This window comes from Enterococcus sp. RIT-PI-f (assembly GCF_001297065.1).
GTDB lineage: Bacteria > Bacillota > Bacilli > Lactobacillales > Enterococcaceae > Enterococcus_D.
Genome location: NZ_LHOX01000012.1, coordinates 91,981 through 118,310 on the forward strand (window position 1 = coordinate 91,981; position 26,330 = coordinate 118,310).

The following is a 26,330-nucleotide window of genomic DNA, read 5'->3' on the forward strand; positions in this document are numbered from 1 at the left end:
GAACAGAATGGAAAAAAAGGTACTTTTTACAATCTTTGGCGGAACTGGTGATTTGGCCCAGCGCAAGCTCTACCCTTCCTTGTTTCGGTTATACAAGAAAGGTGATTTAAAAGAAGACTTTGCCGTGATTGGCACAGCACGTCGTCCTTGGTCTGACGAACATTATCGAGAAGTGATTTTAGATACGATCCAAGATTTGATCGAAGACCAGGAACAAGCTGAAACATTTGCTTCACACTTTTATTACCAATCCCATGATGTCACCGATACAAGTCATTACGATTCCCTAAAAAATTTAGCTGATACATTAGATAAACAGTATCATTTAGAAGGCAATCAACTGTTTTACTTGGCGATGTCCCCTGATTTTTTTGGTACGATCGTTTCTCATCTGAAATCACAAGGCATGTTAGACACGGATGGTTATCATCGTGTGATCATCGAAAAACCATTTGGCAGTGACTATGAAACTGCCAAAGAACTTAATGATGCGATCAACACCGTATTTTCAGAACAAGAAATCTATCGTATCGACCATTATTTAGGCAAAGAAATGATCCAAAATATCTCTGCGATCCGTTTTGCGAACAATATTTTTGCTTCGATGTGGAACAACCGATATATCGACAATGTACAAATCAATATCGCAGAAAACTTAGGCGTTGAAGAACGCGGTGGGTATTATGATAAAAGCGGTGCATTGAAAGATATGGTCCAAAACCATATTTTACAAATTCTTTCATTGCTTGCAATGGAGCCGCCAGTCGCCTTCTCAGAAAAAGAACTGCGGACTGAAAAAATCAAAGCCCTGAATGCCATCCGTATCTATTCCGAAGAAGAAGTCAAAACGCACTTTGTTCGCGGACAATATGCCAAAGGAAAGCTAGAAGACACATCATTTGCTGGGTATCGTGAAGAAGGCAACGTGGATGAGGCGTCAGCGACAGAAACATTTGTAGCCGGCAAGTTCTTGATCGACAACTTCCGCTGGTCTGGTGTTCCATTCTATGTCCGGACAGGCAAACGCTTGACTGAAAAAGGAACCCGGATCAATATTGTTTTCAAACAAGTCCCAGTCAATGTCTTCAAACAAGACTTGAACGAAGCAAATACCAACGAGAACCTTGCACCAAATGTCTTAACGATTTACATCCAGCCAACAGAAGGTTTTTCATTGTCGCTAAACGGCAAAGAAATCGGTCAAGGATTTGACACGGTCCCTGTAAAATTGGATTACCGCAATAGTGCAGAGATCGTTGAAAATACCCCCGAAGCTTATGAAAAATTGCTGCTGGATGCGCTGAATGGCGACGGCACCAACTTTACCCATTGGGACGAAGTCGCACAATCATGGCGTATCGTTGATGTCATCCGTCACGCTTGGGATCAAGAAACACCTGACTTCCCTAACTATTCAGCTGGAACCATGGGACCCCAAGCAGCGTATGATCTATTGGCTACTGATGGTTTTGAATGGATTTGGCGCCCAGATGAATGGTATCGTGAACGAAATTTATTATCAGACAATTAAACAAACGACCAATTGGATGGTTCAAAAAACACCCAATTGGTCGTTTTTATTTTGCTGATTTTTTGTATAATTGAAAGAAAAAGCGGATCACGGAGGACCTTTATGCATCAAGTATTAACGATTGCCGGTTTGGATAGCTTAGCTGGCGGCGGCGCAACCGCAGATATTAAAACATTTGAAGAATTCAACGTTTTCGGTCATGTTTTATTGACATCTGTAGTTGCGATCGATCAACCGATCCTATTTCACGATTTACCATTGTCTGTGATCCAGGCGCAACTTGACTCTTTAAAAAAAGCCGTTGATTTTTCTGCCATCAAAATTGGCTTGATCCATCAAGTACCTGCGATTGATTTAGTAAAGGAATTTATAACTGAGCTCGACAGTCCTGTCATTTTAGATCCGGTACTTGCCTTCAAAGAAGGAGATACACAATTTAATCAAGCGTATCAAGAAGGTTTGATTCAATTGTTTCCGTATAGTACTTTAGTCACACCGAACTTGGCAGAAGCCGAGCATTTCGCTGCTATGCCGATCCACACAGTTGCTGATATGAAATTGGCAGCCGAAAAAATCAGTCATCTTGGTGCGAAGCAGGTGCTGATCAAAGGCGGCAGCCGAATCCCAGGTGCTTTCGCTTATGATGGCTTGTACCAACAAGGAACATTTACTTTATTGGAAGCACCAAAAAGTACCGCTCAAACAACAAATGGCGCCGGCTGTACCTTATCTGCAGCTATTGCCGCGTTATGTGGACAAGGCATCCCACTAGAAGAAGCTGTTCACAGAGCCAAAGCCTTTGTCTTGGCGGGTATCGAAGCAGGGATTTCTTTAAACAATCAAGAAGGCATTGTGAATCAACTGGCCTATTTCAGAAAGGAGTATACACAATGAACGTCAAACAACTGACACGAATTGCTATGCTGACCGCTTTGACCACTGCCTTGTCATTGGTCTTCATCATTCCCGTTCCCCAAACGAAAGGTTTTGTCACATTATGCGAAACCGGCATCTATACCGCAGCGTTGTTGTTCGGACCAGCTGCCGGTACATTCGTCGGTGGTTTGAGCGGTGGCCTGATTGATCTATTGTCGGGTTATCCCGAATGGGCGGTTTTTTCAATTTTGATCCATGGATTTCAAGGTTGGTTGGTGGGACGCTTGGCCCATCGCCCTGTCTTAGCAGTCACGCTGGGTAGCCTCATCATGATTCTAGGGTATGCGGCTGCCACGATCCTGTTATTTGGTTTAGGTGCTGGTCTTGCATCGATCCCTAGTAATTTGATCCAAACGATTTTCGGCAGTATCGTTGCATTGCCTTTGGTACAAGCATTACGCCGCACCAACAAATTTCCTTTGAATGAGAGATGATCATACATGATAGCAACAGATGAATTACGCAAAGCATTACAAACAATCGTCAATGAGGTGCTTTCAGCAGCCAATGTCAAAGAAAATGAGCTGTTCGTGTTGGGCTGCTCCACTAGCGAAGTCGTCGGGAGCATGATTGGCAAAAATTCGAGTCAGGAAACCGGCGTTGTGATTGTTGAAACAATTCTGGATATCCTTAGACCTAAAGGCATTCGATTGGCTGTCCAGGGGTGTGAACATCTCAACCGCGCACTCGTTGTCGAACAATCGACTGCAGACCGTTATCAATTGGAAGAAGTGGCAGTCGTTCCTGACTTGCATGCTGGTGGGGCCTGTTCGGTTGCAGCCTTTCAATTATTTGATGCACCGGTTGAAGTGGAACACATCGTTGCCAAAGCAGGGATTGACATTGGCGATACTGCCATCGGTATGCATATCAAGCACGTACAGATACCCATTCGACCTAGTATCCAAACCTTAGGCGGTGCCCATGTGACCGCTTTAGGTTCACGGCCGAAATTTATCGGCGGGCCTCGCGCCACTTATCTTGATCCATTGCAAAAATAATCAACAAAATAAAAACGGCAGCACATCAACCAAAATTGTGTGCTGCCGTTTTGTGTTGTCTAGCATTTATTGATAGACCAATGTACGCAATGCTTGATCGACTTTCTCTGCAGCCAGTCTGCCTTCGCGAATGGCCCAGATCACTAAGCTAGGTCCACGCTTCGCATCCCCTGCAACTAAAATCCGTTCATTGTTCGTGGTATAGTCATCATAAACTTCCTTGACACCAAAGGCATCCAATAATGTGGTTTCAGGACCTAAGAAGCCCATCGCCAATAAAACCAAATCCGCTTTGATCACTTCTTTTGTTCCAGCGATCGGTTGAAAACGATCATCCACAGAAACTGTTTCTAAAGCAATCAGTTGTCCTCTTTCGGCCCCAATAAACGCAGTTGTCGAAACCCCATGATAGGTCACCTGGCTGTGGAAAACCTCAGCCGCTTCTTCTTGACCATAACCAGTACGCGCCGTCAGCGGATATTCTGGCCATGGATTTGTCGCTGCGCGCTGTAAAGGCGGCTGTGGTGTGATTTCCAATTGCCGAACAGATGCCGCTCCTTGGCGTACTGCCGTCCCGATACAATCATTCCCCGTATCACCACCACCAATGACAACAACGTGTTTGCCAGTCAATTTTTTGCTGGTCGCTTCTTTTCCATGTTTCAACACATCTTTTGTTGCTTCAGTTAAGTAGTCAACCGCAAACTGGACACCAGTCAATGCGCGGCCAGGGATCGTCAAATCACGAGGGACACTTGCGCCTGTCGATAAAATGATACGGTCATATTGCGCAGCTAACTCATCCGCTGAAATATCTCGGCCAATCTCTGTATTGCCAATAAAACGAACACCTAAGTCTGCCATCAAATCAATACGTCGCTGAACGACATCCTTATCCAATTTCATGTTTGGGATACCATACATCAGCAAACCGCCAAAGCGATCACTCCGCTCATAAACTGTGACTTGATGCCCCAATTGATTCAACCGCCACGCTGCGGACAAGCCGGCAGGGCCGCTCCCTACGATGGCGACTTTAAATCCGGTCGATGCTTGGGGCATACCAGAAGCTTTGACCCAATCATTTTCAAAAGCAGTATCAATAATGAAACGTTCATTGTCATGGATCGTTACACCTGAACCATTCAAAGCTTCCGTACAGCCCTTCTCACAAGGCGCAGGACAAACCCGGCCGGTCATTTCAGGTAATGGATTGGTTCGTGCCAATCGCTCGAAGGCGGCCTGTGTTCGGCCTTGATAAACCAAATCATTCCACTCAGGAATCAAGTTGTCATTTGGACAACCAGATACGGTCCGCTGACCGCCAAAGAATGAACCAGTATGACAAAAAGGAATCCCACAGTTCATACAACGGGCGGCCTGTTCTTGACGTTCTTCTTCCGGTAAAGGAGTTTGTAACTCCTCCCAATCAGTGATGCGCTCAGAAACTGGGCGTGTCGGGTTCTCAACTCTTGCATGTTTTAAAAATCCAAATGGATCTGCCATAATTACTCACGCGCCTTTCCTGGAATCGTTAATTGGGTACCTACAACAGACTCGAAGGCTTTTTCTAATAAAGCATCCCCTGCAAATCCTTGTGCGGCAAATTCTTCTGTTGCTTCAACCATATGATGATATTCGGTTGGATAAACTTTGACAAAATCATTTTTGGCTTGGGCCCAATCTTGTAAAATCTCGGCAGCTTTTAAAGAGTCAGTATAAGCAAAATGTTGTTCGATCATTTCTTTTAATTGCTGATCATTGCCGCTTTCATCGATCTGATACAAATCGACCATTTCCATATTGCACTTCGCAGCAAAGTCATGGTTTGGATCATAGATATAAGCGACCCCACCAGACATCCCAGCGCCGAAATTACGACCGGTCTTGCCTAAGATGACCACAACACCACCAGTCATATACTCGCATCCATGATCACCGACACCTTCTACAACAACTTTCGCGCCACTATTCCTTACACAAAAGCGCTCACCGGCTGTACCACGGAAGTATCCTTCCCCTTGATTAGCCCCAAAACAAGCAACGTTCCCGACGATTGGCGAGTGTTCGACATCATAGGCAGCATCTTCTGGCGGCACAATGATCAAACGGGCACCACTTAATCCTTTGGCTACATAATCATTGGCTTCTCCTACCAATTTCAGTTCAATGCCTTGTGTAGCAAACGCCCCAAAACTTTGCCCGGCAATGCCATGATAGGTATACTGCAATAGTCCCGGCGTCACCTGATCATTGCCAAATCGCTCAGCGATCCAGCCGCCTAAGCGGGCACCGACCGACCGTTGGACGTTATTGATAGGTTGATGCATCGCCATCGGTTGATCCTGTTCGATCGCTGCTTGCGCAAAGGAATCTAATTCAGGCCATTGACGTTTTTCTAAGAATGGATCAGTTACTTTCCGCTCAATTGGGATCGCTGTGCCAATCATTCTAGAAAAGTCGAGGGATTTGGCTTTTCCTTTTGCCACAAACCGTGGTGTCAATACTTCTGCATGGCCGACCATTTCATCAATTGTTCTAAAGCCTAGTTCTGCCATCGTTTCTCGCAAATCCTCAGCTAAAAAGTGCATCGTATTGATGATATGCTCTGGTTTACCGGCAAAGAATTTGCGCAGTGCCGGATTTTGTGTGGCAATCCCCACCGGACAGGTGTTCAAACTGCAAACCCGCATCATCACACAGCCAATTGCTACCAAAGCCAATGAAGCAAAGCTATACTCTTCAGCACCAAGCAATGCGGCTATCGCTATGTCACGACCGGTCATTAACTTGCCATCTGTTTCTAAAGTCATACGTTGGCGTAGATTGTTCATAGCCAATGTTTGATGGGCCTCAGCGATGCCCATCTCCCATGGCAGCCCTGCATCACGAATCGAATTTCGTGGGGAAGCGCCAGTTCCGCCGTCATATCCAGAAATCACGACAACATCTGCACCTGCTTTGACAACCCCCGTTGCAATCGTGCCAACACCCGTACTAGAAACCAATTTGACATTGATGCGGGCATATGGATTGATGGCTTTCAGATCATAGATCAGCTGCGCCAAATCTTCGATCGAATAAATATCGTGGTGAGGGGGCGGAGAAATCAATCGCACGCCCGGTGTTGACCCGCGAATTTCTGCTACCCAAGGGAAGACTTTGTTACCTGGTAATTGACCGCCTTCACCCGGTTTGGCTCCTTGGGCCATTTTGATTTGCAATTCATCCGCACTCATCAAGTACTCCGCATTGACGCCAAAACGTCCCGAAGCGACCTGCTTGATCCGACTGTTGTAATTGATACCATTGACTGGTTTGAATCGATTGCGGTTTTCGCCGCCTTCCCCACTATTTGATTTCGCCCCTATGGCGTTCATACCTTCCGCGATACAACGATGGGCTTCTTCGCTTAAAGACCCATACGACATCGCCCCTACTTTGAAACGCTTAACGATCGTTTCCACCGGTTCTACCTCAGCAAGAGGAATACTCGGCCGATTTTTATCAAATGTCCACATAGCGCGTAATGTCGTTGGATGTGCGACAGCATCTTGGTCCATCTCAGCTGCATAGGCTTTGTACAAGCTGTAATCGCCTGTTCGTACCGCTTTCTGGAAACCATAGATCGTTTTCGGATTAAACAGATGATGTTCGCCATCTGCTTTATATTGAAAACTACCGCCGGATTCAAGATAATCTGTTTGTTTGCTGCCGTATGCTGCTTCATAACGATTCATGTATTCTTCTTCAATTTGTTGTAATGACAAGCCGCCGATCCTTGTTGCTGTACCAGCAAAATATTCTTTGATCACAGCTTCAGAAATACCGACTGCCTCAAAAAGCTGGGCCCCATGATAACCAGCGATCGTTGAGATCCCCATTCGCGACATTATTTTGATAATGCCTTTCTCACAGGCTTTTCGATACTTCTCGATGTTATCTTGCAACGCCACGTGTACCAACGTTTGATATGCGCCATAGGGATGGATCCCGCTGGCACCATAGCCGATCAACATCGCATAGTGATGCACTTCGCAGACTTCTGCTGTATCCACCACGATTGATGCCAACGAGCGTTTACCTTTCTTCACAAGGTAATTATGCAAACCTGAAACAGCCAATAAAATCGGAATCGCCATTTTGCCTTTTTGCGGTTGCATCTCTGGTGAATCGCCACGATCACTTAATAGAATGATCGTTGCTCCTTGATCGATCTTTGTTTCAATTTCCTTGAACAAATTTTCTAATGCAGATTGCAGTCCACCGCTTTGTTCATTTTCAAGTGAATAGAGAATCGATTGTACCACCGTTTTTTGTCCCGCTTGATCTAGGTCTTTGATCTTCAAATAGTCTGCTGTCGTCAGCACAGGACTGCTGATTTTCAATTTATTGCAATTGATTTGATTATCTTTGGCGACATCCCCATCTCGACCCAAAAACAATTCTGTGCCAATCACCAGTTGTTCTCTAATGGCATCGATTGGCGGATTGGTCACTTGCGCAAATTGCTGCTTAAAATAAGTAAACAACGATTGCGGTTTTTCGCTCAAGATGGCCAATGGTGAATCAAATCCCATTGAGATGACAGGTTCTTCTCCATTTTCGGCCATTGGCATGATCAACGTGCGGATGATTTCATCTGTGTAGCCATTCAGTTTCCAAAGCTGCTGCATGTCAGCAACTTGGGTATCTGCATCCGTGTTCGTCATCAAGTCATTAGGTGTCAATAAATGGTCTTGGAGCCATTCTCGATAAGGATAAGCTTTTGCATAATGATCTTTGATTTCTTGGTTGCGCAAAATCTTTCCGTTGACAGTATCCACCAAAAACATATTTGCTGGGCCTAATACCCCTTTTTCAATCACTTCAGCTGCTGGCAAGTCAACGACACCAGACTCAGAAGCTACGATCACAAACCCAGATGTTGTGATCGAATAACGTGACGGACGCAAACCATTTCGATCAAGGGCTGCGCCTACCATATCTCCATCGGTAAAACATAGAGCGGCTGGTCCATCCCATGGTGCCATGAAGCTTGCATTGTATTCATTGAAGGCTGTCAACTCTGGGGATAAGCCAGCTTCATCAGACCATGCTTCTGGCACCATCATCAACAGCGCCTGTGGAATATCTCTACCTTGTCGATATAAATACTCCATGCAATTTTCTAATTTGGCAGAATCAGAATTCTCTTCATCATAGACCTCGATCTGGTGTCCGTGCATCCAATTTTCTGCGCCACGCAAAGTATTGATTTCCCCATTATGGGCTAAAAAGCGAAATGGTTGTGCGCGATTCCAACTCGGAAAGGTATTGGTAGAAAAACGTGAATGAGTCAGTGCGATACTTGATGTCATTTCTGGATGCTGCAAGTCTTTGAAAAACAAGCCTACTTGATAGGCATGAAGCATCCCTTTATAGACAATCGTTTTACTTGATAAACTACAGATTGAACATTCCTCTGCTGGATAAGTCTTTTCCAATTTACGACGCAATCGATATAATTGATCTTCAAAAGGACGCCCAGGTGCAGCATCAACCGGTTTTTCGATAAACAGTTGCAGAAATGATGGCATGACTTTTTGCGCACCTGGTCCGCATTGATAATAATCATAAGGGACATCTCTCTGCCAAATAACATGAAAACCCCAGCTTTCGATATCCTTGATGATTTCGTCTTGCATTTGAACCGCCCGCAATTTATCTGATGGCAAAAACAGCATGCCCACTGCATAATGTCCTTTTTGCGGCAATTGAATAGCGGCACGTTTGGCTTCTTCTTGAAAGAAAGGATCTGGCATGGCCATCAAAATCCCTGCCCCATCGCCTGTATCCGGTTCTGCTCCAGTACCGCCACGATGATTCATTCGTTCAAGCATCGTCAATGCATTTTGAATCAATTCCCTAGAATACACACCATCCTTTTGGGCGATAAAGCCCATCCCGCAGGCATCTTTCTCAAATTGCGGGTCATACATTGAGGGTGTTACGTTCTTACTATTTTTCAAATCATTCATCGTTCACACTTCCTTGGAATATTCTGAATTTTCCGATTTTTCAACAGGTTAAATCTTCCTTTTTTGCTTAGGAAACTTTTGTCGCAGGATTGATTGATATAGGAAAAAATATTTCTTTATTTTATCATTTAGTCGAACCCTCTAAAACCTTATATACAAATGTAAGGTTAAGGTTTTTATATTATACAACATTATTCTCGTTATTTATAAGTTTTAAATGAGAATCGTTTTCATCTAAAACATTGGTAGAAGGTGTCATGAATACGTGATTAATACCCACATCCTGATTTGATTTGATGAGAAAAAAGCCCTTTTTCATCCTTTACAGCACAAAAAAACAGGTAATCATAGAATGAATTACCTGTTTCATGTCATGTCTATTCGGTTATTTCTCGAATCCTTCAGCAACTGCTTCTGGATAATTTTCTTCGACGATTTCAGCACAGTGTCCGCATAACGTTGGTAAATGATCATGTCTGCCGACATCTTTTCTCATTTGGCGGCATCGCTCACAGACTTCACCCTCAGCTTTTTCGACAAGAATTGCAACATCTTCAAATGCATATGCATCTGCTGGCACTGCCGTTCCTGCCTCAGCAACTTCAAAGAAGTCAGGCGAGATGATCAGCAATTGCGGAATATCTGAATCAATTGCTTTCAATAAGGTAGCTACAGGTTCCGAAGGATACACAGTGACCTTCGCTTCAAAAGACTTACCGATCAGTTTTGCATTCCGGGCTTCTTCCAAAGCTTTTAATACGTTGTCGCGGAAATCTAAGAAGGCAGACCATTGATCCAATAGCTCAGCTTGGTTGGCAAATACTTGGTAGCCAGGAAGCTCTGCCAATTGGACATAGTCATCTTCTTCTTTCAAATAAGACCAGATTTCTTCTGCCGTATGTGGAATGATTGGCGTCAATAGTTTGGTCAATGCTACGGCTGTTTGGTAAAAAACAGTTTGCATGGCACGACGTTGGAAATCGTTTTGGCCTTCGATATAGACAACATCTTTGGCAAAATCTAAATAAAAGGAAGACATATCAACTGTTAAGAAATTGATAACCGTCCGATAGATATGCAAAAAGTTGTATTTGTCATAGCCGTCTTCACGAATTGTTTTAATGGTTTGATGCAAACGAACCATCATGTATTGGTCGACTGAACGTAGATCTTCAAAGGCCACAGTATCTTTTGCTGGATCAAAATCATTGGTATTGGCCAATAAGAAACGCATCGTGTTACGAATTTTCCGATACACTTCAGATACTTGGTTCAAAATGTCCATAGACACACGTACATCTGATTCATAGTCAACACTGCTGACCCATAGACGTAAGATATCCGCACCCATTTGTTTGATTACTTTCTCAGGAGCAATCGTATTTCCTAAAGACTTACTCATCTTGCGGCCTTCCCCATCTAAAGTAAAGCCTTGAGATAAAACAGCTTTATAAGGAGCCACTTCATTGATTGCAACACTTGTTGTAATGCTTGAATTGAACCAACCGCGGTATTGGTCTGAACCTTCCAAATACATATCCGCAGGGAACGTCAATTCAGGGCGTTGACGCAATACAGCTTCGTGTGATGAACCTGAGTCAAACCAGACATCCATGATGTCGGTTTCTTTAGAAAACTTGCCATTCGGCGAACCTGGATGAGTAAAGCCAGCTGGCAATAATTCTTCAGCTTCTTTTTCAAACCAGATCGTTGATCCATGTTCAGCAAACAAGTTGGCCACGTGTTCAATCGTTTCCGGTGTGATGATTGCTTCTCCATTTTCAGCATAAAAAATAGGTAATGGGACACCCCAAGCTCTTTGTCGGGAAATCACCCAATCGCCACGGTCGCGGATCATATTGTACAAACGTGTTTTGCCCCATGGAATGATCCAATCGACTTTTTCGATTTCATCTAAGATGTTTTGGCGGAACTTATCAATGGATGCAAACCATTGAGGTGTTGCACGATAAATGACTGGTTTTTTGGTACGCCAATCGTGGGGATAACTATGCGTAAAGAAATCCAATTTCAGTAAAGCACCTTTTTCTTCTAATAAAGCTGTGATCATTGGATTGGCTTTATCATAAAAGATGCCTTCAAAGCCAGGTGCTTCCTCTGTATACATCCCGCGACCGTCAACTGGGGACAAAACATCTAAGCCATATTTTTTGCTGACGATGTAGTCATCTTCACCATGGCCTGGTGCTGTATGCACTAAGCCAGTACCGGCATCTAAAGTCACGTGATCGCCTAGCATAACTAATGACGTGCGGTCATAGAAAGGATGTTGCGCCGTCATATATTCTAGTTGGGTACCTGAGAATTCTTGCAAGACCTCGATCGTTTCCCAACCGATCGCGTCTTTTACAGTTTCTAGAAGGTCTTTTGCTACGACAAATTTACGACCATCCGCTAAGATTTGCACATATGAAAAGCTAGGATTGACCGAGATACCTAAGTTTGCAGGCAATGTCCATGGTGTTGTCGTCCAGATCACTAAGGAAGTATCTGTATCCAGCAAGTCTTTGCCATCTGCGATGGGGAAAGCCACATAGATCGATGCAGATTTGACATCTTTGTATTCAATTTCAGCTTCTGCTAAAGAAGATTCACTGGATGGTGACCAATAGATTGGTTTCAAGCCTTTATAAATATAGCCTTTTTCAGCCATTTTACCAAAAACACGGATCTCAGCTGCTTCATAATCAGGCGTCAATGTGATGTAAGGATGATCCCAATCGCCAGAAACGCCCAATCGTTTGAAATCGGCACGTTGTGTATCTACTTGCGTCAAAGCATATTCTTCACATTTTTTACGGTATTCAGCCAAACTCATTTCTTTACGTTTGATGCCTTTATTTGTTAATACTTGCTCGATAGGCAATCCGTGTGTGTCCCAGCCAGGTACATAAGGTGAACGGAATCCTGACATCGACTTTGAACGTACAATGATGTCTTTGCTGATTTTATTCAATGAATGACCAATGTGGATATTTCCATTTGCATATGGCGGGCCATCATGTAAAACGAATGACGGCTTGCCTTCGTTCAATTCTTGTCTTCGTTGGTAGATTTGTTCATCTTCCCAGTTCTTTTGCCATTCAACTTCACGGTTAGGTAAATTCCCGCGCATCGGAAATTCGGTCTTTCCTAGTTGGAGTGTTTCTTTCATTTTCATTTCGTTTGCTCCTTTTTGATTGCTTGCAGCTATTTTGATAAAGACCATCGTTGGTCTAGATGCCATGGACCATGGACTGTGAAGGTGACTACGTTCCCTTCGGTCGCCTAGTACTGTTCATCATCTACTCTGTCACGCTTCGCGTGCCAATCGTAGTGATTCTTTGTGCGGTGACTACGTTCCCTTCGGTCGCCTAGTACTGTTCATCATCTACTCTGTCACGCTTCGCGTGCCAATCGTAGTGATTCTTTGTGCGGTGACTACGTTCCCTTCGGTCGCCTAGTACTGTTCATCATCTACTCTGTCACGCTTCGCGTGCCAATCGTAGTGATTCACAGCAAAAACACGTTCTTCCCGTGAAGGGACGAACGTGTTCGTGGTACCACCCAAATTTTATTGCCAATGGCAATTCTTTGTTGATCGCTAACGGGATCAGGCGGCGGTTTTTAATCGAACAATCCTGTTCTTTCGAAACTGCGACTCACAGATGATTTGATTTCCTACAGGGTTTTATTTGGCTTCCACTCTCCCAAACTCGCTTGAAAAATATAAGAAATTTTTTTGTTCTGCTTCTAGTCGTTATCTGTTTTACTTAATTCATCTAATAAGTTTCTTGCATCTTCCAATGTCTTCACTTCACTGCTGTCGCTGACATCAACGATTTTCTCACTTGATTCAACAATATCGACATCAGGTATCGTTTGGCCATCTACTGCTTCTGAGTTTACTCCAGAAGTATTTTCACTGTCAAGTTCTTTTGATAAAACTTCTCTAATGACTTGATGCGAATCTTGGACATAGCTTGAAAATGGTGCCAGAATTTCTTCCCACTCTGGGCTTTTGACTTGCGCTAATTGTGTTTGCAGCATTACCAGCAGATTGTTGTGGAACACGCGGGTTTTCTTTTTCAGATCATTGGTTTCAGTTGCCAGTTGACGGGCATTATTGGTTGCATCTGTTAAGATCTCTTTGGCTTTTTCTTCAGCAGCAACATTCAACGCATGCGCACGTTTTTCAGCAGTAGCAACCATTTCATCTGCTTTGTTTTGCGCAGATGTGACAATGACTTCAGACTCTTTGCTAGCACTGGTTTTTACTTTGTCTGCAGTATCTTGTGCCACAATGATCGATTGATTCAATGCATCTTTTAATTCATTGAAGTATTCCAGTTTTTCTTCTGCATGTTTCAATGATTTTTCTAGTTCACGATTTCGTTGCACCGCTTCTTCATAATCACGAACGATCATATCTAAGAAATCATCGACTTCATCTTGATTGTACCCTCTCATTTTCACTGAGAAATTTTTATTCTGAATATCTAATGGAGTTAATGCCATAGTTTACACCTCTTTGATTTATTTACGTAGCACACCTAACAACAATCTAACCTTTTCTTTTTTGGTCGTACCTTCTAAGCCTTGTATTTGGATTCGGCCAAAGCCTCTTACTGAGATGATATCCAGTAGATCCAGAACAAAGTCTGGTCGCAATACTTCAGTCCAATTGACTTTGACTTTTCCGGACTCAATCAGCTGTTTTGATCGTTGTCGAGAAATATGATACACGGCAGATATCACAGTATCCAACCGAAGTGAACTGACTGTTTCGTGTTCCTCAGTCCAGCCATCTTTTGGCATGACCAGTTCCGTATATTTCGTTTCTTCTAATCGAACAGATACATGCCCGATTTTGTCTACTTGCAATTGAACAAATTGACTCACTTCCGAAGCAACAAATACTTGCCACGTTTCACCATCTGACAAGATATCGCCAAAGTATTCTCGCTTGACCCCGGTCCCCATCAACGTTCCTAAGACTTTCCCATGACTTAGCACTGTAAATTTTTTGGGATAATTGATCGTAAACAAGGTCATATCAAATTCATCTGTTGTTGGCACATAATAATCAGGATAGATCAAACAGCGCCTTCTTTCTGCTGCTTCATATCCACCGAAAAAACGATAGCTTAGATCCGTTGATTGTCTGATCAAACTTTCAAGTATATAGGCTTGTCTAGGATCAAGAAAATCAGTTAGAAACGGTGCATATTGCATTTGTACTTGCTCTATCCAACCTTCAGCAGAATCAATAAAAGGGCGCTCATCGTTGCGGAAATGTTGATAGACATTTGCGTTCACCGATAATCACCCCTTACTTCTAAAATAAAATTGATGTGACAATGACAGTCAACCCCTGTGAGGCCAATTGCAAAACGATCACTGCTACTGCGATCGTAAAATCAATGCCGCCAATACTAAGGTTCACTCGGTCAAATAGACTCAAATACGGCTCACAAACTTTTGATAAGAATCGGCCAAAAGCAGATTGGTATCCGCCAGGAAACCAAGACAATAATGCATAGATCACAAGCAAAATCGTATATAAGTAGACTGCATCATTGAGCAGATTCAATAAATTATAGATTAAAATCGGCGTTCCTCCTCAAATTAAAGATCAAAGAAATTCGTATCTGCCAAGGTTTGCGCAGTTCCGTCTATTTCCATTCCTTTAGGGGTGCAAAGAAAAATCTCATCACCGACCCGTTTGATATCACCATCTTCAGCGTACACTGTTCCTGTCAAAAAATCAACTATTCTACGAGCTTGGTACTCTTCAATTAAGTGAAAATTAACAAGTACAGCATCCCCGTTGATGACTTGCTTGGCTATCCCCATTGCTTCAGAATACACCCGTGGTTCAACGATTGTGATCTTGCCAGCCATTTTCGGCTTCGTGTCTTTCGCTTTTGCAGTGCTCCGCTGCTGCGCCATCGGCACCACTTTTTCTTCTGTTTTGAATGCAGCCTTGTTACGCTCCGGTACCGCAGTCGTTTGCTGATGACTAACGGATTGCGGTTGATACCGATGTTGTGATGATTGCGTTTGATTCCTTGTTTCTGGCTCGGCATAGGTGTATGCTGTCCCATTGGCCGCTTTTGGGGCTGTATATGTGTTTTGATTGACCGCAACTTTAGGTACAGCACGCAAGTTCGTGTCTTGTGCGAATGACTCACTCTCGTAGTCTTCTTCATCTGTTAAGCCAAAAAAATTGGTTAGTTTATCTTTAAGCGACATCCGTCAACCTCCTTTATTCTTGAAATAATGCTGTGCCTACACGTATAAATGTGGTGCCTTCTTGGATTGCTTCTGAGAAATCATTACTCATTCCCATACTTGTATCCAAACAAGGGGCATGTGTAAGCTGCAGATCAGCAATTCGCTGTTGCAATTGTTTTAAGGTTTTAAATAGCTGATGCCGTTCGTTGCTTGAAGCATCGATTGGTGCCATCGTCATTAATCCAACAACATGAATTTTATCCAAAGATGCAAGATCTTGAATGAACGAATCGACTTCTTCAGGAGAAATGCCTTGTTTTGAAGCCTCTTGCGACACATTGACTTCAACAAAACAGTTGATCGGCTGCTCTGCTCTCTTTTGGATTTCTTGGGCTAACTTAAATGAATCCAACGCGTGAAAATAGTCAATTTCATTGATGATCGATTTTACTTTTCTGCGCTGTAAATTCCCAATGAAATGCCATTTGACATCCGGATAGTTCCTAAGTGCTTGTTTCTTTGACAGCAATTGCTCGACGCGGTTTTCCGCGCAATCCCTGACACCATTTTCCAACAATGTCTGAGTCATTGACGTGTCCACAGACTTGGTAACTGCAACCAAATGCACATCTGATGCCTGTCTAGAAACAAGAGCACAGGAATCCTGTATCTCTTGCTGGATCTTGTGCAAGTTCTCAGAAATCATGTGCTCTGCCTCCTAGCGTTTACGACGGAAAAATGGTGGTGTACTTAGTTCGTCGTCATCATTTGATTTGACATCTTCACGGCTGAATGTATCAAAATCTTTCTTTTCAACATTTTCAAATGTATTCTCTTCAACTTTAGGACGCACATTTTGCTCTTTGCGAATATCCCAATCGCCAAAACCGCTGTTGTCCTCTGCTTGTGCAGGACGTGCTTGATCCATATCTAACGTTGGTTTTTGTGGAATAGAATGGATTTGACTTTGACTTTGTCTATTTGAACGAGCTGTGCGTTCTTTCTTTGACGGATCGATGCCTGTAGCAATCACAGTCACGCGAATTTCATCGCCTAAATCTTCATTGATCGATGTACCTAGAATAATATTGACATCACCTGTAGCAGCATGTGCAACGATATCTGAAGCATCTTGCGCTTCAAATAATGTCATATCCAAGCCGCCAGTAATGTTCAATAGGACTTGTTCTGCACCATCGATCGATGTTTCAAGCAATGGCGAAGAAATAGCTTTCTTCGTTGCTTCGATCACGCGTTCTTCACCGCTGGCTACACCGATACCCATCAATGCTGTGCCTTGATTTTCCATCACTGTTTTCACATCTGCGAAATCAAGGTTGACATAACCAGGTGCAGTGATCAAATCAGAGATCCCTTGCACACCTTGACGCAAGACATTATCCGCTTCACGGAATGCTTCAAGCATCGGCGTTTTCTTGTCCACAACTTCAAGTAAACGATTATTGGAAATGATCAATAATGTATCGACATTTTCTTTTAATTTGGCAATTCCTTCTGCTGCAAAACGGCCGCGTTTAGGTCCTTCAAAAGTGAAAGGACGTGTCACAACACCCACAGTCAATGCGCCAATCTCTTTGGCAAGTTTTGCTACGATTGGTGCAGCACCCGTCCCAGTTCCGCCGCCCATACCAGCAGTGATAAAGATCATATCTGCGCCTTCTAGTGAATCACGGATCGCATCTTCACTTTCTTCTGCAGCTTTTTCCCCAACTTCAGGTTGAGAACCTGCACCTAAACCACGGGTATATTTAGGGCCTAATTGGATCACTGTTTCTGCTTTTGAATTTTTTAATGCTTGAACGTCTGTATTGGCCGCAATAAACTCTACGCCTTTAACGTTTTCTTCTATCATACGATTGACAGCATTGCCGCCGCCGCCACCGACACCGATGACTTTGATCACAGCACCATCATTGATGTTATTATCAATTGAAAATTCCATAGTTTGTCTTCCTCCTGAAAATGATTTTTAGGTTATTCAAAGATATTTGAGAAGAAATCTTTCACACGATTGGTAATCGATCCGCTCGCTTTTTCTTCTTCCACTTCTTCATAGGTTTCTTCTGGTGCTTCGTATTGTTGTTCATAGCTGACTTCTTGTTGGACAGCAACAGGTTGTTGATGCGACGTTTTTTCGCCAGTGATCGCACTCTTAGCCAATTGGTAGACTTCACTCAAGTTGGCCGAGTAATCAACAATACTGATCACATTTGTAAAGACAGGATTACGCAACCCCATATGGTTTGGTACATATAATTTTACGTTTGTTTCAAAGACTTCTTGTGCCAAGTCTACGACACCTGGCAAACTAGCTGCGCCACCGGTCAAAATCACACCGCCTGGCAATTCTAAGCCATCGATCTCATTCAATACTTCTTTTGATTTATTGAAAATTTGTTCCATCCGTGCTTCGATGATCTCGGATAGATACCGCTCATCGATTTTGACTGGTTCTGATTTACCAATCACATCCACTGGAAATTCTTCACTGGCAGACGTTCTTTCTGGATAAGCATCACCATAATTGATTTTTAAGGCTTCTGCATTATTGAAAGAAGTATTCAATACAGTTGAAATATCTTTAGTGACAAATTCGCCACCTTCTTGATTGACATGTGTAAACTTCAATTGTTTATCATGCATCGCAGAAGTGGTCGTTTGTCCGCCGCCGATATCGATGACGATCGTCCCAAAGTCTTTTTCACCATCAGACAAAATTGATTCTGTCAAAGCTAATGGTGTGATGACCATTTCATTCACGATCAAGCCAGATTTTTCAACACATTTTCGGATGTTATGGATGATCGTTTTTGGTCCAGTGTAGACAACACCGAACATTTCTAAACGAACACCGATCATGCCGCGAGGATCTTTGATGCCTTCGAATCCATCAACTGTGAATTCTTGCGGCAAGATTGCAATGATTTGTCTTTCCGGAGGCGTTGAACGCACAAGGGCGGCAGAAGCCACATTGCGAACATCTTCGTCTGTGATCTCTTTAGATTCACTATTGACCGCAATCATTCCTTGGCAATTTTCAACATCAAGTAAATTTGCGGGCACACCTACACTGACACTGCGAATTTGGATTCCTGCTTTTTCTTCTGCTTGTCTTACTGCTCTTTGAATGGCTTGTACCGTTTTGTCAATATCTACAATGATCCCACGGTTGATCCCTTCAGATTTTGCATTTCCTACACCAATAATATTCATTTGGCTGTCAACGTATTCAGCAACAACAACTTTAACCGATGTCGTTCCGATATCAAGGCCAACATACATTCCCGTTTTTGCCATGGATGGGGTTCCCTCCTAGTTAATTGGATATATAGCGAACCATCACAGTCCGTTTTTAATGTTCAATCGAATAATTTGTTCACTGTTACCAATTCTACCATATATTGGCGATTTATAGAAACAAGTTAATAAAAAAACTCTTGATTTTTTTCTAAGAATCAGCGTCAGTGGACTCTTCTGTCTGTGCATCCTCATCTTTGGTGCTGGAAATTGGATAGGTAAAGATCCCGACTTCCATATCAACAATACTGGCTTCCGTCAAATCACTGGCGATTTGGGGATAATATTGCATTTGGCTCGCCATATTGGAAATATTCACGATCACTTGATTGCCATCGTTCATGAACAACGTCAATAATTCATCATTGCTTTCTCTTGGGCTCGATTTGATTTGAGAGATCCCGTCTTGTATTTCTTGACTCAATTGCTGATAAGCGGTCAAAACTGACTTGATCTGTGTTTCATCTGTAAAATCTTCCAGTATTGGCAAACCTTCGATTGGTTGGTCGCTCGTCTCGGATAGAACAACACCATTTTCCAATATCGCAGCATATGTATCGTCTTTCGCCAGCAATGCCACTTCTGTGTACTCTTGTACCGCAATCTCAAAGTGATTCAGTCCGGCTAATGAAATCGTGACTTGTTTGATTCGAGGAATTGCCTTTTCGATTGCTGCTTCACGGGCGTTACGGCTAAAAAATTGTGGCCATAGGTCTTCATTCAGCGTCAAATTTGAATCAGCGATAATCTCTTCTTGCGACACTTCTTGGTTTCCTTTGACCTTTACTTCCGTCAGTCTGCTAAAAGGTGAGACAAAATATAAAACGATCAATAAAGGAACTATCAGGATTCCGATGATCAACGCTAAACGACGGATCAGCAACCGATTCCGATACTGCTTCAAGTTGGGCAACCGATCAGCAAAAGACCGTGGCTCTTCGTAAGCCAACTCTTTTTCTTCAACTTCACCTTCCGCTTCTTCAATGTGGCCATCTGCTTCTTCCACAGCGGATGGTTCGGTCTGGATTTCGCCGATTTCATCCTCTTTCTCGGATTGTGACCATCGGGGCTGATCACCTTTATCTTGCAAGTATTTTAAATTTTCTCTTTGCCAAGGGGTCAATTCTTCCATTGACGAGGGGGTTTGATCATCATGAGGTTGTTTGTCTTTACTAATGATAATCGCTCCTTTCTATCCCACACATTGTACTATTTGATGATCTCTTGCACAAGTCGAAATAATCTTTCAGAAGCATCGCTGATTCCTTGCTCTTTAGACGCTTGAGCCATTTCCTTGCGCATGCTTTCGTTTTCCATAATACTATCGACGGCAGCGACTAAGTTGCTGCTGTTCAACGCATGATCTGCAATCATTTTGACCGCCCCAGCCTGAACCAGACTTTGTGCATTTTTGGTTTGATGATCATTGGTCACATAAGGACTAGGGATCAAGATCGCCGGGATACCCAGTGCTGTAAATTCAGCAATCGATGTGGCTCCTGCGCGACCGATCAATAAGTCGCTGTTGGCCATCACCTCTGCCATTTGATCAATATATGGACGAATACTAATATTTGGGAAAGCGTCTTTAGACATGCCGATTTTTTCTTCAATTTCTTTATAATAGCGTTCACCGGAAGCATATAGCACTTGATAGTCTTTTTTGGCAAAAAGCGGAATGGCTTCAATCAATGCTTGATTGATTTTTTGGGCACCTTGGCTGCCGCCGAAAATCAGCACAGTTGGCCGATTGGGCTTCAAGTCATACGCAGCTAAAATAGCAGATTTTTGTGCATCTCTGACTTCTTGTCCTCGAGGATTGCCGACCAAAACTGTTTTTTTGGCAGGAAAATAACGTGCCGCATCCTGGAAAGCAATGGCGATCCGATCCACATATTTTGTCAAAAATTTATTGGTGATCCCTGGTACACTATTTTGTTCATGGATGATCGTTGGAATGTGCAGTCTTGAGGCCGCAAAGACAACGGCACCAGAAACATACCCACCTGTCCCGATCACGACATCAGGTTGGAAATCTTTGATGATCTTTTTAGCAGCTAGATAACTTTTTAAAAACAACTGGATTGTTTTCACATTGTCCATCGATAGTTTGCGTTTGAATCCTTGGATCTCTAAAGTTTGAAAAGGAATCCCTGTGGGCGGCACGATTTTATTTTCTAAACCTCTGGTGGCACCGATATAAAGGAACTCTGCTTCTTTGTCGATAGACCTTACATAGTCAACAAAAGATAAAGCTGGGTAGATATGTCCGCCTGTTCCGCCGCCAGTCACTAAAATTTTCATGGTTTTCACTCATTTCTTTTCAAATCTGATATGGCTGTCATAAACTTGTCACCACGTACTTCGAAGTTAAGGTATTGATCCCAACTGGCATTCGCTGGTGATAACAATATCGTGTCCCCTGCTTGACTATGTTTGAAAGCAAGAGGTACAGCCGTTGTTACATTTTCGGTTATTTCAATCTGTGGTACTTGTGCTTCTCTGGCAGCTTTGGCCAATTTTACCTTTGTTTCGCCGAATAAGACGATCGCTTTTAAGCCTTTAAAATAAGGAATGAGATCATCAAAATCATTGCCGCGGTCTAATCCGCCCGCCAACAATATCAAGTGTTGATTGTCAAACCCATCTAATGCCATTTTGGTGGCCAGACTATTGGTTGCTTTAGAATCATTATAGAATTTCACATCACGATAGGTACCGACATATTGCGTTCGATGAGGCACGCCGCTAAATGTGTGCAAGGCTTCTTTGATGTCTTCGTTTGAAATACCTGATAATTTGCCCACTGCGATTGCCGCTAATGCATTCTCTACATTGTGACTGCCTGGTACGCCAACCTCCGTAACCGCCATGATGGCTTCATCATTAAAGTACAACTGACCATCTAGCAGATAGGCCCCTTCTACTTTTTCTTTTGTTGAAAAAGGCACCACTTTGGCTGCTGTTCGTGCTGCCAGTTTTTGCAGTTCAGGCTGATTCCAGTTGATGACCAAATAATCATCTGTTGTCATATTTTGCTGCAAACGCCATTTTGCATGGACATACTCAGGTCGGCTGCCATGATAATCGATATGGGCTTCATAGATATTGGTGATGACTGCGATATGCGGACGCAACTGCTCAATCCCCATCAGCTGAAAACTAGACAATTCCATGACCAGTCGATCTGCTGCTGTAGCTGTTTGCGCAACAGAACTAGCTGGAAAACCGATATTTCCAGAAAGAAGGGCTCGTCCTTCTGTCATACCTGCATTCAAGATGTGTGCGATCATCGTCGTTGTTGTCGTTTTGCCATTTGTCCCTGTGATACCAATGATCGGGGCATCCGAGATTTCATACGCCAATTCCACTTCCGTAATCACCGGAATGCCTTTAGCTATTGCACCTTGCACAATCGGTTGAGTATACGGAATACCTGGGTTTTTGACCACCAATGAAAAGCCTTCATCCAGTAGTTCGATTGGATGACTGCCTGTGATCACTTTGACGCCTAACGCCAAAAGATCTTGTGCTTCTGGATTTTCAGCAAAAGGTTTGCCGTCATTGACGGTGACCAACGCGCCCAAATCATGTAACAATTTGGCCGCGCTGAATCCACTTTTTGCTAATCCTAACACAAGAACTTTTTTATTTTGATATGATGTTATATTTTTCATTTTATTTTCCATCTCCTACCATACAATGACTAATGTAAGTATCGAACAAACCAATGCAATACACCAAAAAACAGTGTCGATTTTCCATTCTGACCACCCACTCATTTCAAAGTGATGATGAATCGGAGACATTTTGAAGATTCGTTTGCCAGTTAGTTTGAAAGAAGCAACTTGCAACATGACACTGGCGGTTTCACATACATAAATCAAACCTACCAGTAGCAATGTCCACTCTTGATGCAGCAAAATTGAAATCGCCGCTAAAAGACCACCTAAGGCAAGTGAACCAACGTCACCCATGAAAATCTTTGCAGGTTTACGATTGTAGGGAAAGAAGCCAATCAAACCGCCAATGACCGCCAAACACACGATCAATACATCAATTTGCCCTTGGCGCCAAGCAATGATGCCATAGGTTGCAAATGATATTGTACCCAATCCAGCAACCAATCCATCTATGCCGTCTGTTAAATTGACCGCATTAGAAAATCCAACCAGCCAAAAAATAACGAACAAGCCATAAAAAACATTTAATGGAATAGCCATACCGAATAGGTTGAGGGTATTGGCATTCCCTTCGGATAAGAAAACCAAATAAAATACGATACCACCAGCGATTTGTCCAATCAATTTCTGAAGTGAATTTAACCCCATATTTCTCTTTTTAAAGATTTTAATGAAGTCATCAATAAATCCTAGCGCGCCGTATAGCAAGGTGATAAACAAAAGAATGAACAATGATGTGGTGAGTTGCTGTTGCCAAGCGCCAACCCAAATAGCTGTGATCATCGTTGCGATCAAAAAGACGAAGCCGCCCATGGTGGGTGTGCCCGCTTTGATGTTATGCCATTTAGGTCCTTCTCCACGAATCTCCTGCCCGTATTTCTTCATTTGAAAATACCCAATAAATAGGGGCATCGTAGCTGTTACAATGGCAAAACTACTCGCCAGCGGTAATATCATCTCTGTCCATTCCATTTTTTTCTCTCCTATTATTCGTTTTCGCTTAATGTAAATTTGATTGATTGTCCTGATAATTCTGTGTACGCCTCTACGCTTTGCGCCGTACAGTATCCATCCCCTTCGAAGGTGACATCGATATTGAGCAGACTACCAAATTTGATCAGATCTGCTTTGGACCAACCTGTGGTATCCGGCATCTCATATGAATCACTATCTGTGATCAACAAGATACGTTCACCGGCCATCACTGTGGTGCCGCTATCTACAGACTGTGCGGTCACTGTATCGCCGTCGCCGATCACAACTGGGATCAGACCCAATTTTTGGACATCTGTTGCTGCAGACTCTGTATCTAAGTTGCGGTAATCATTGACAGTGATCGTGTCACTTGTTGTTGTCGTTTCTTCTAAAGAAGTATTTTTAAGATCCATGACCCGTTTCATCAACGGATTGGCAATTTCAGCTAAGACGGTGCTTTCATGTTTTTCCGGCAACTTGATCGTTAGATACAAAATATATTCTGGTTCTTCCGACGGAAACATCAAGACAACCGAATACAAATAATTTGATCCGCCAGATAAGTACTTGCCTGTATCCGGATCCGCTACTTGGGCTGTTCCTGTTTTGGCAGAAATATTATAGCCAGGCAATTCATAGACGCCGTATGCACTCCCATAATTTTCACTTTCAACAACATCCCGCATGTATTCACGCACTTTGGTGGCCGCATTTTCGGTGATTGGATGCCCAACTTCTTCGGTTTGAGTGACCGTGGTATCACCGGTTTGTGTGTCAACGATTTTGCTGATAAATTGTGGTTTCAACATCGTACCATTATTGGCTACTGACGTGAAAGCTTGCATCATTTGAAAATTGGTGACCCCGATCGCTTGTCCAAAAGAAGTCATTGCTTGACTCACTGGATTGTCTTCAGGGGTAATGCCGGTATTTTCATTGGGTAAACCAGAATAGGTGCTGCGCCCAAAGCCAAATTGTTTCAAGTATTGCTGCCAACGATCTGCCATCCGTTGCTCCAATGTCACCATGCCGATATTACTAGACCATGACAAGGCCTGACGCATCGTCAATGTGCCTTTTTGTCCATAATCCCAGTCATTGATCGTTGCATCATAGAGTTTCAACCCATCGCTGCTTGGGGTAAATGTTTCATTTTCATTGAAGATCCCTTGATCGATCGCTGCGGCTGTCGTCAAAATTTTCATGGTGGATCCCGGTTCATAATTGTCTTCTACTAAGAGATTCTGCCAATCATTGATAGAATCCAAATCTTCTGGATTGTAGGTAGGCCGTTGCGCCATGGCAATGATCTGCCCTGTTTTGGCATCCATTAGATTCGCCGTTACGTTTTCAGGATTATTGTCTTCGTATACCGAATCCATCAATGTTTCTAAGTAACTTTGGATGCGGCTGTCAATTGTCGTATAGACATCTTTTCCGTCCACAGCTTCTTCGCTTTCAACAACTGTCCCTGGCAATGGATTTTGATTATTGTCTTTTTGATAAACGATTTTACCATCCGTTCCAGAAAGAACGTCGTTGTAAGCAGCCTCTAAACCAGTCTTTCCTTCGAGACCGGTATCATCATCATTGGCTACCGCATAACCGATAAAGTGAGAAGAAAAAATACCATTCGGGTATAAACGAGCAGGATGACTATCAAAGTGAAAACCTGCGATTTCTTCTTTTTCCATCGCTTCTTCAATAGCTTTTTTTTGCTCTAAAGTAATGTTGTTTCCTTTACTCCCAAAAGATACACGCCATAATTGATCAGATAGTCCATTTTCTAAGCTCTCCTGAGCAGAATCTTCATCGATCCCAAGCGTATCAGAAAGAATTTTGGCTAATTTGGAAAAATTTTCTTCTTCCGCATACAGTTTCTTTTTGCCATCTACGTAGTTTTGATTCAACACAGCGTAAATTGAGTAAGAGGTAACATCTTCAGCGATCGCAATGCCGTTTCGGTCATAGATCGTTCCTCGTTTTGCCTGGATCACTTCACTGCCTTGATATAAGTTTTTGGTTTTCTCAGCCAAAGACGTACCTGCAACATCGCCAACGATCACGATATAGCTCAAACGCGTGACAAACAAAAAGAACAATCCAATACTCGTAGCAAAGAGAATAATACCTACTTTTTTGCGATTGTTCATCGTAGTTTGATTGTTCTTTTTTAAGTATTGCTTGAATTTATCTGTTAGCTTCATCTAATCCACTTTCCTTAAATTGCCATCATCGATGGTCAATCCTTGATCCTCAGCTATCTTCTTGATCCGATCGGTTTTAGAAAGTTCATTCTTTTCTTGTTCTAATTGTTCTGCTTCTGCTGTCTTTTCATTGATATCTGATTGGATCAATGAAATATCATGTTCAACTTGACTGATGTTGGTCCGAATGCTGATCGTTAAGATTGCTAAGGTGATCACAGCCAAAACAACAAAGGCAGCAATTAATTTTTCCAACGCAGAAATACTTTTTAACCGACGTTGCGGAGATGCTGGGATGCGAATCACTTCAGGACGCTGTGGGTCTTGGGGAAGTTTTTCAGCTATATGTTCAGTTTCTTCATTGAATGCACGTTCTTGAGACTCTGTGAATTCATAGTCATGGACTTTTAATTCTGCCATAG

Annotated in this window: 20 protein-coding genes; 4 read left to right on the top strand and 16 right to left on the bottom strand. The window is 42.9% G+C overall.

Annotated features, from left to right (window positions below; translation table 11 throughout):
• The first annotated feature begins 7 nt into the window (after window positions 1-7).
• The 4 genes from zwf (at window position 8) to AEQ18_RS05750 (ending at window position 3,468) form a co-directional block, all read left to right on the top strand.
• Entirely contained in the window at window positions 8-1,531 is a 1,524-nt protein-coding gene (zwf, locus tag AEQ18_RS05735) for a glucose-6-phosphate dehydrogenase (RefSeq protein WP_054115416.1), read from the top strand.
• A gap of 102 nt (window positions 1,532-1,633) precedes the next feature.
• The gene (locus tag AEQ18_RS05740) at window positions 1,634-2,425 is read left to right on the top strand and encodes a hydroxymethylpyrimidine/phosphomethylpyrimidine kinase (RefSeq protein WP_054115417.1); all 792 of its coding nucleotides are present in this window, start codon (window positions 1,634-1,636) and stop codon (window positions 2,423-2,425) included.
• Complete coding sequence (locus tag AEQ18_RS05745) at window positions 2,422-2,901, top strand: ECF transporter S component (protein ID WP_054115418.1); 480 nt, start codon at window positions 2,422-2,424, stop codon at window positions 2,899-2,901. The genes AEQ18_RS05740 and AEQ18_RS05745 overlap by 4 nt, the downstream gene beginning before the upstream one ends.
• Window positions 2,902-2,907: 6 nt before the next feature.
• Window positions 2,908-3,468 carry a TIGR01440 family protein gene (locus AEQ18_RS05750; RefSeq protein ID WP_054115419.1) on the top strand — a complete coding sequence of 187 codons (561 nt, stop codon included), beginning with the start codon at window positions 2,908-2,910 and terminating at the stop codon, window positions 3,466-3,468.
• Between the two features lie 66 nt (window positions 3,469-3,534).
• On the opposite strand, the gene AEQ18_RS05755 is transcribed toward AEQ18_RS05750, so the two are convergent.
• The 16 genes from AEQ18_RS05755 to ftsL all read right to left on the bottom strand — a co-directional run bounded on the left by AEQ18_RS05755 (window position 3,535) and on the right by ftsL (window position 26,328).
• Complete coding sequence (locus tag AEQ18_RS05755; RefSeq protein ID WP_054115420.1) at window positions 3,535-4,974, bottom strand: glutamate synthase subunit beta; 1,440 nt, start codon at window positions 4,972-4,974, stop codon at window positions 3,535-3,537.
• 2 nt (window positions 4,975-4,976) lie between these two features.
• Window positions 4,977-9,488 (bottom strand): glutamate synthase large subunit, encoded by a 4,512-nt coding sequence (gene gltB / locus AEQ18_RS05760; protein ID WP_054115421.1) that lies wholly within the window; start codon window positions 9,486-9,488, stop codon window positions 4,977-4,979.
• 385 nt (window positions 9,489-9,873) lie between these two features.
• Window positions 9,874-12,669 carry an isoleucine--tRNA ligase gene (ileS, locus tag AEQ18_RS05765; protein WP_054115422.1) on the bottom strand — a complete coding sequence of 932 codons (2,796 nt, stop codon included), beginning with the start codon at window positions 12,667-12,669 and terminating at the stop codon, window positions 9,874-9,876.
• Window positions 12,670-13,241: 572 nt separating this feature from the next.
• Window positions 13,242-14,006, bottom strand: a complete 765-nt coding sequence (locus tag AEQ18_RS05770) for a DivIVA domain-containing protein (RefSeq protein ID WP_054115423.1) — start codon at window positions 14,004-14,006, stop codon at window positions 13,242-13,244.
• Window positions 14,007-14,024: 18 nt separating this feature from the next.
• Entirely contained in the window at window positions 14,025-14,807 is a 783-nt protein-coding gene (locus AEQ18_RS05775) for a YlmH family RNA-binding protein (protein ID WP_054115424.1), read from the bottom strand.
• A 19-nt stretch (window positions 14,808-14,826) separates the two neighbouring features.
• Window positions 14,827-15,081, bottom strand: coding sequence for a YggT family protein (locus AEQ18_RS05780; protein ID WP_054115425.1), 255 nt, complete (start codon window positions 15,079-15,081; stop codon window positions 14,827-14,829).
• Between the two features lie 35 nt (window positions 15,082-15,116).
• Window positions 15,117-15,743 carry a cell division protein SepF gene (locus AEQ18_RS05785; protein WP_054115426.1) on the bottom strand — a complete coding sequence of 209 codons (627 nt, stop codon included), beginning with the start codon at window positions 15,741-15,743 and terminating at the stop codon, window positions 15,117-15,119.
• Window positions 15,744-15,756: 13 nt separating this feature from the next.
• Window positions 15,757-16,431: a YggS family pyridoxal phosphate-dependent enzyme gene (locus AEQ18_RS05790; RefSeq protein ID WP_054115427.1), complete on the bottom strand. Its 675-nt coding sequence runs from the start codon at window positions 16,429-16,431 to the stop codon at window positions 15,757-15,759.
• A gap of 12 nt (window positions 16,432-16,443) precedes the next feature.
• Window positions 16,444-17,688 (bottom strand): cell division protein FtsZ, encoded by a 1,245-nt coding sequence (gene ftsZ, locus AEQ18_RS05795; protein ID WP_054115428.1) that lies wholly within the window; start codon window positions 17,686-17,688, stop codon window positions 16,444-16,446.
• A gap of 32 nt (window positions 17,689-17,720) precedes the next feature.
• Window positions 17,721-19,043, bottom strand: coding sequence for a cell division protein FtsA (gene ftsA, locus AEQ18_RS05800; protein WP_054115429.1), 1,323 nt, complete (start codon window positions 19,041-19,043; stop codon window positions 17,721-17,723).
• Between the two features lie 151 nt (window positions 19,044-19,194).
• Complete coding sequence (locus AEQ18_RS05805) at window positions 19,195-20,175, bottom strand: cell division protein FtsQ/DivIB (protein ID WP_235505493.1); 981 nt, start codon at window positions 20,173-20,175, stop codon at window positions 19,195-19,197.
• 77 nt (window positions 20,176-20,252) lie between these two features.
• A complete protein-coding gene (gene murG, locus AEQ18_RS05810) occupies window positions 20,253-21,347 on the bottom strand; it encodes an undecaprenyldiphospho-muramoylpentapeptide beta-N-acetylglucosaminyltransferase (RefSeq protein ID WP_054115430.1) in 1,095 nt (364 codons plus the stop codon).
• Window positions 21,348-21,352: 5 nt separating this feature from the next.
• Entirely contained in the window at window positions 21,353-22,720 is a 1,368-nt protein-coding gene (gene murD, locus AEQ18_RS05815) for a UDP-N-acetylmuramoyl-L-alanine--D-glutamate ligase (RefSeq protein WP_054115431.1), read from the bottom strand.
• A 15-nt stretch (window positions 22,721-22,735) separates the two neighbouring features.
• The gene (gene mraY / locus AEQ18_RS05820) at window positions 22,736-23,698 is read right to left on the bottom strand and encodes a phospho-N-acetylmuramoyl-pentapeptide-transferase (protein ID WP_054115432.1); all 963 of its coding nucleotides are present in this window, start codon (window positions 23,696-23,698) and stop codon (window positions 22,736-22,738) included.
• Window positions 23,699-23,712: 14 nt separating this feature from the next.
• A complete protein-coding gene (locus AEQ18_RS05825) occupies window positions 23,713-25,908 on the bottom strand; it encodes a penicillin-binding transpeptidase domain-containing protein (RefSeq protein ID WP_054115433.1) in 2,196 nt (731 codons plus the stop codon).
• Entirely contained in the window at window positions 25,909-26,328 is a 420-nt protein-coding gene (gene ftsL, locus AEQ18_RS05830) for a cell division protein FtsL (RefSeq protein WP_054115434.1), read from the bottom strand.
• Between the last annotated feature and the right edge of the window lie 2 nt (window positions 26,329-26,330).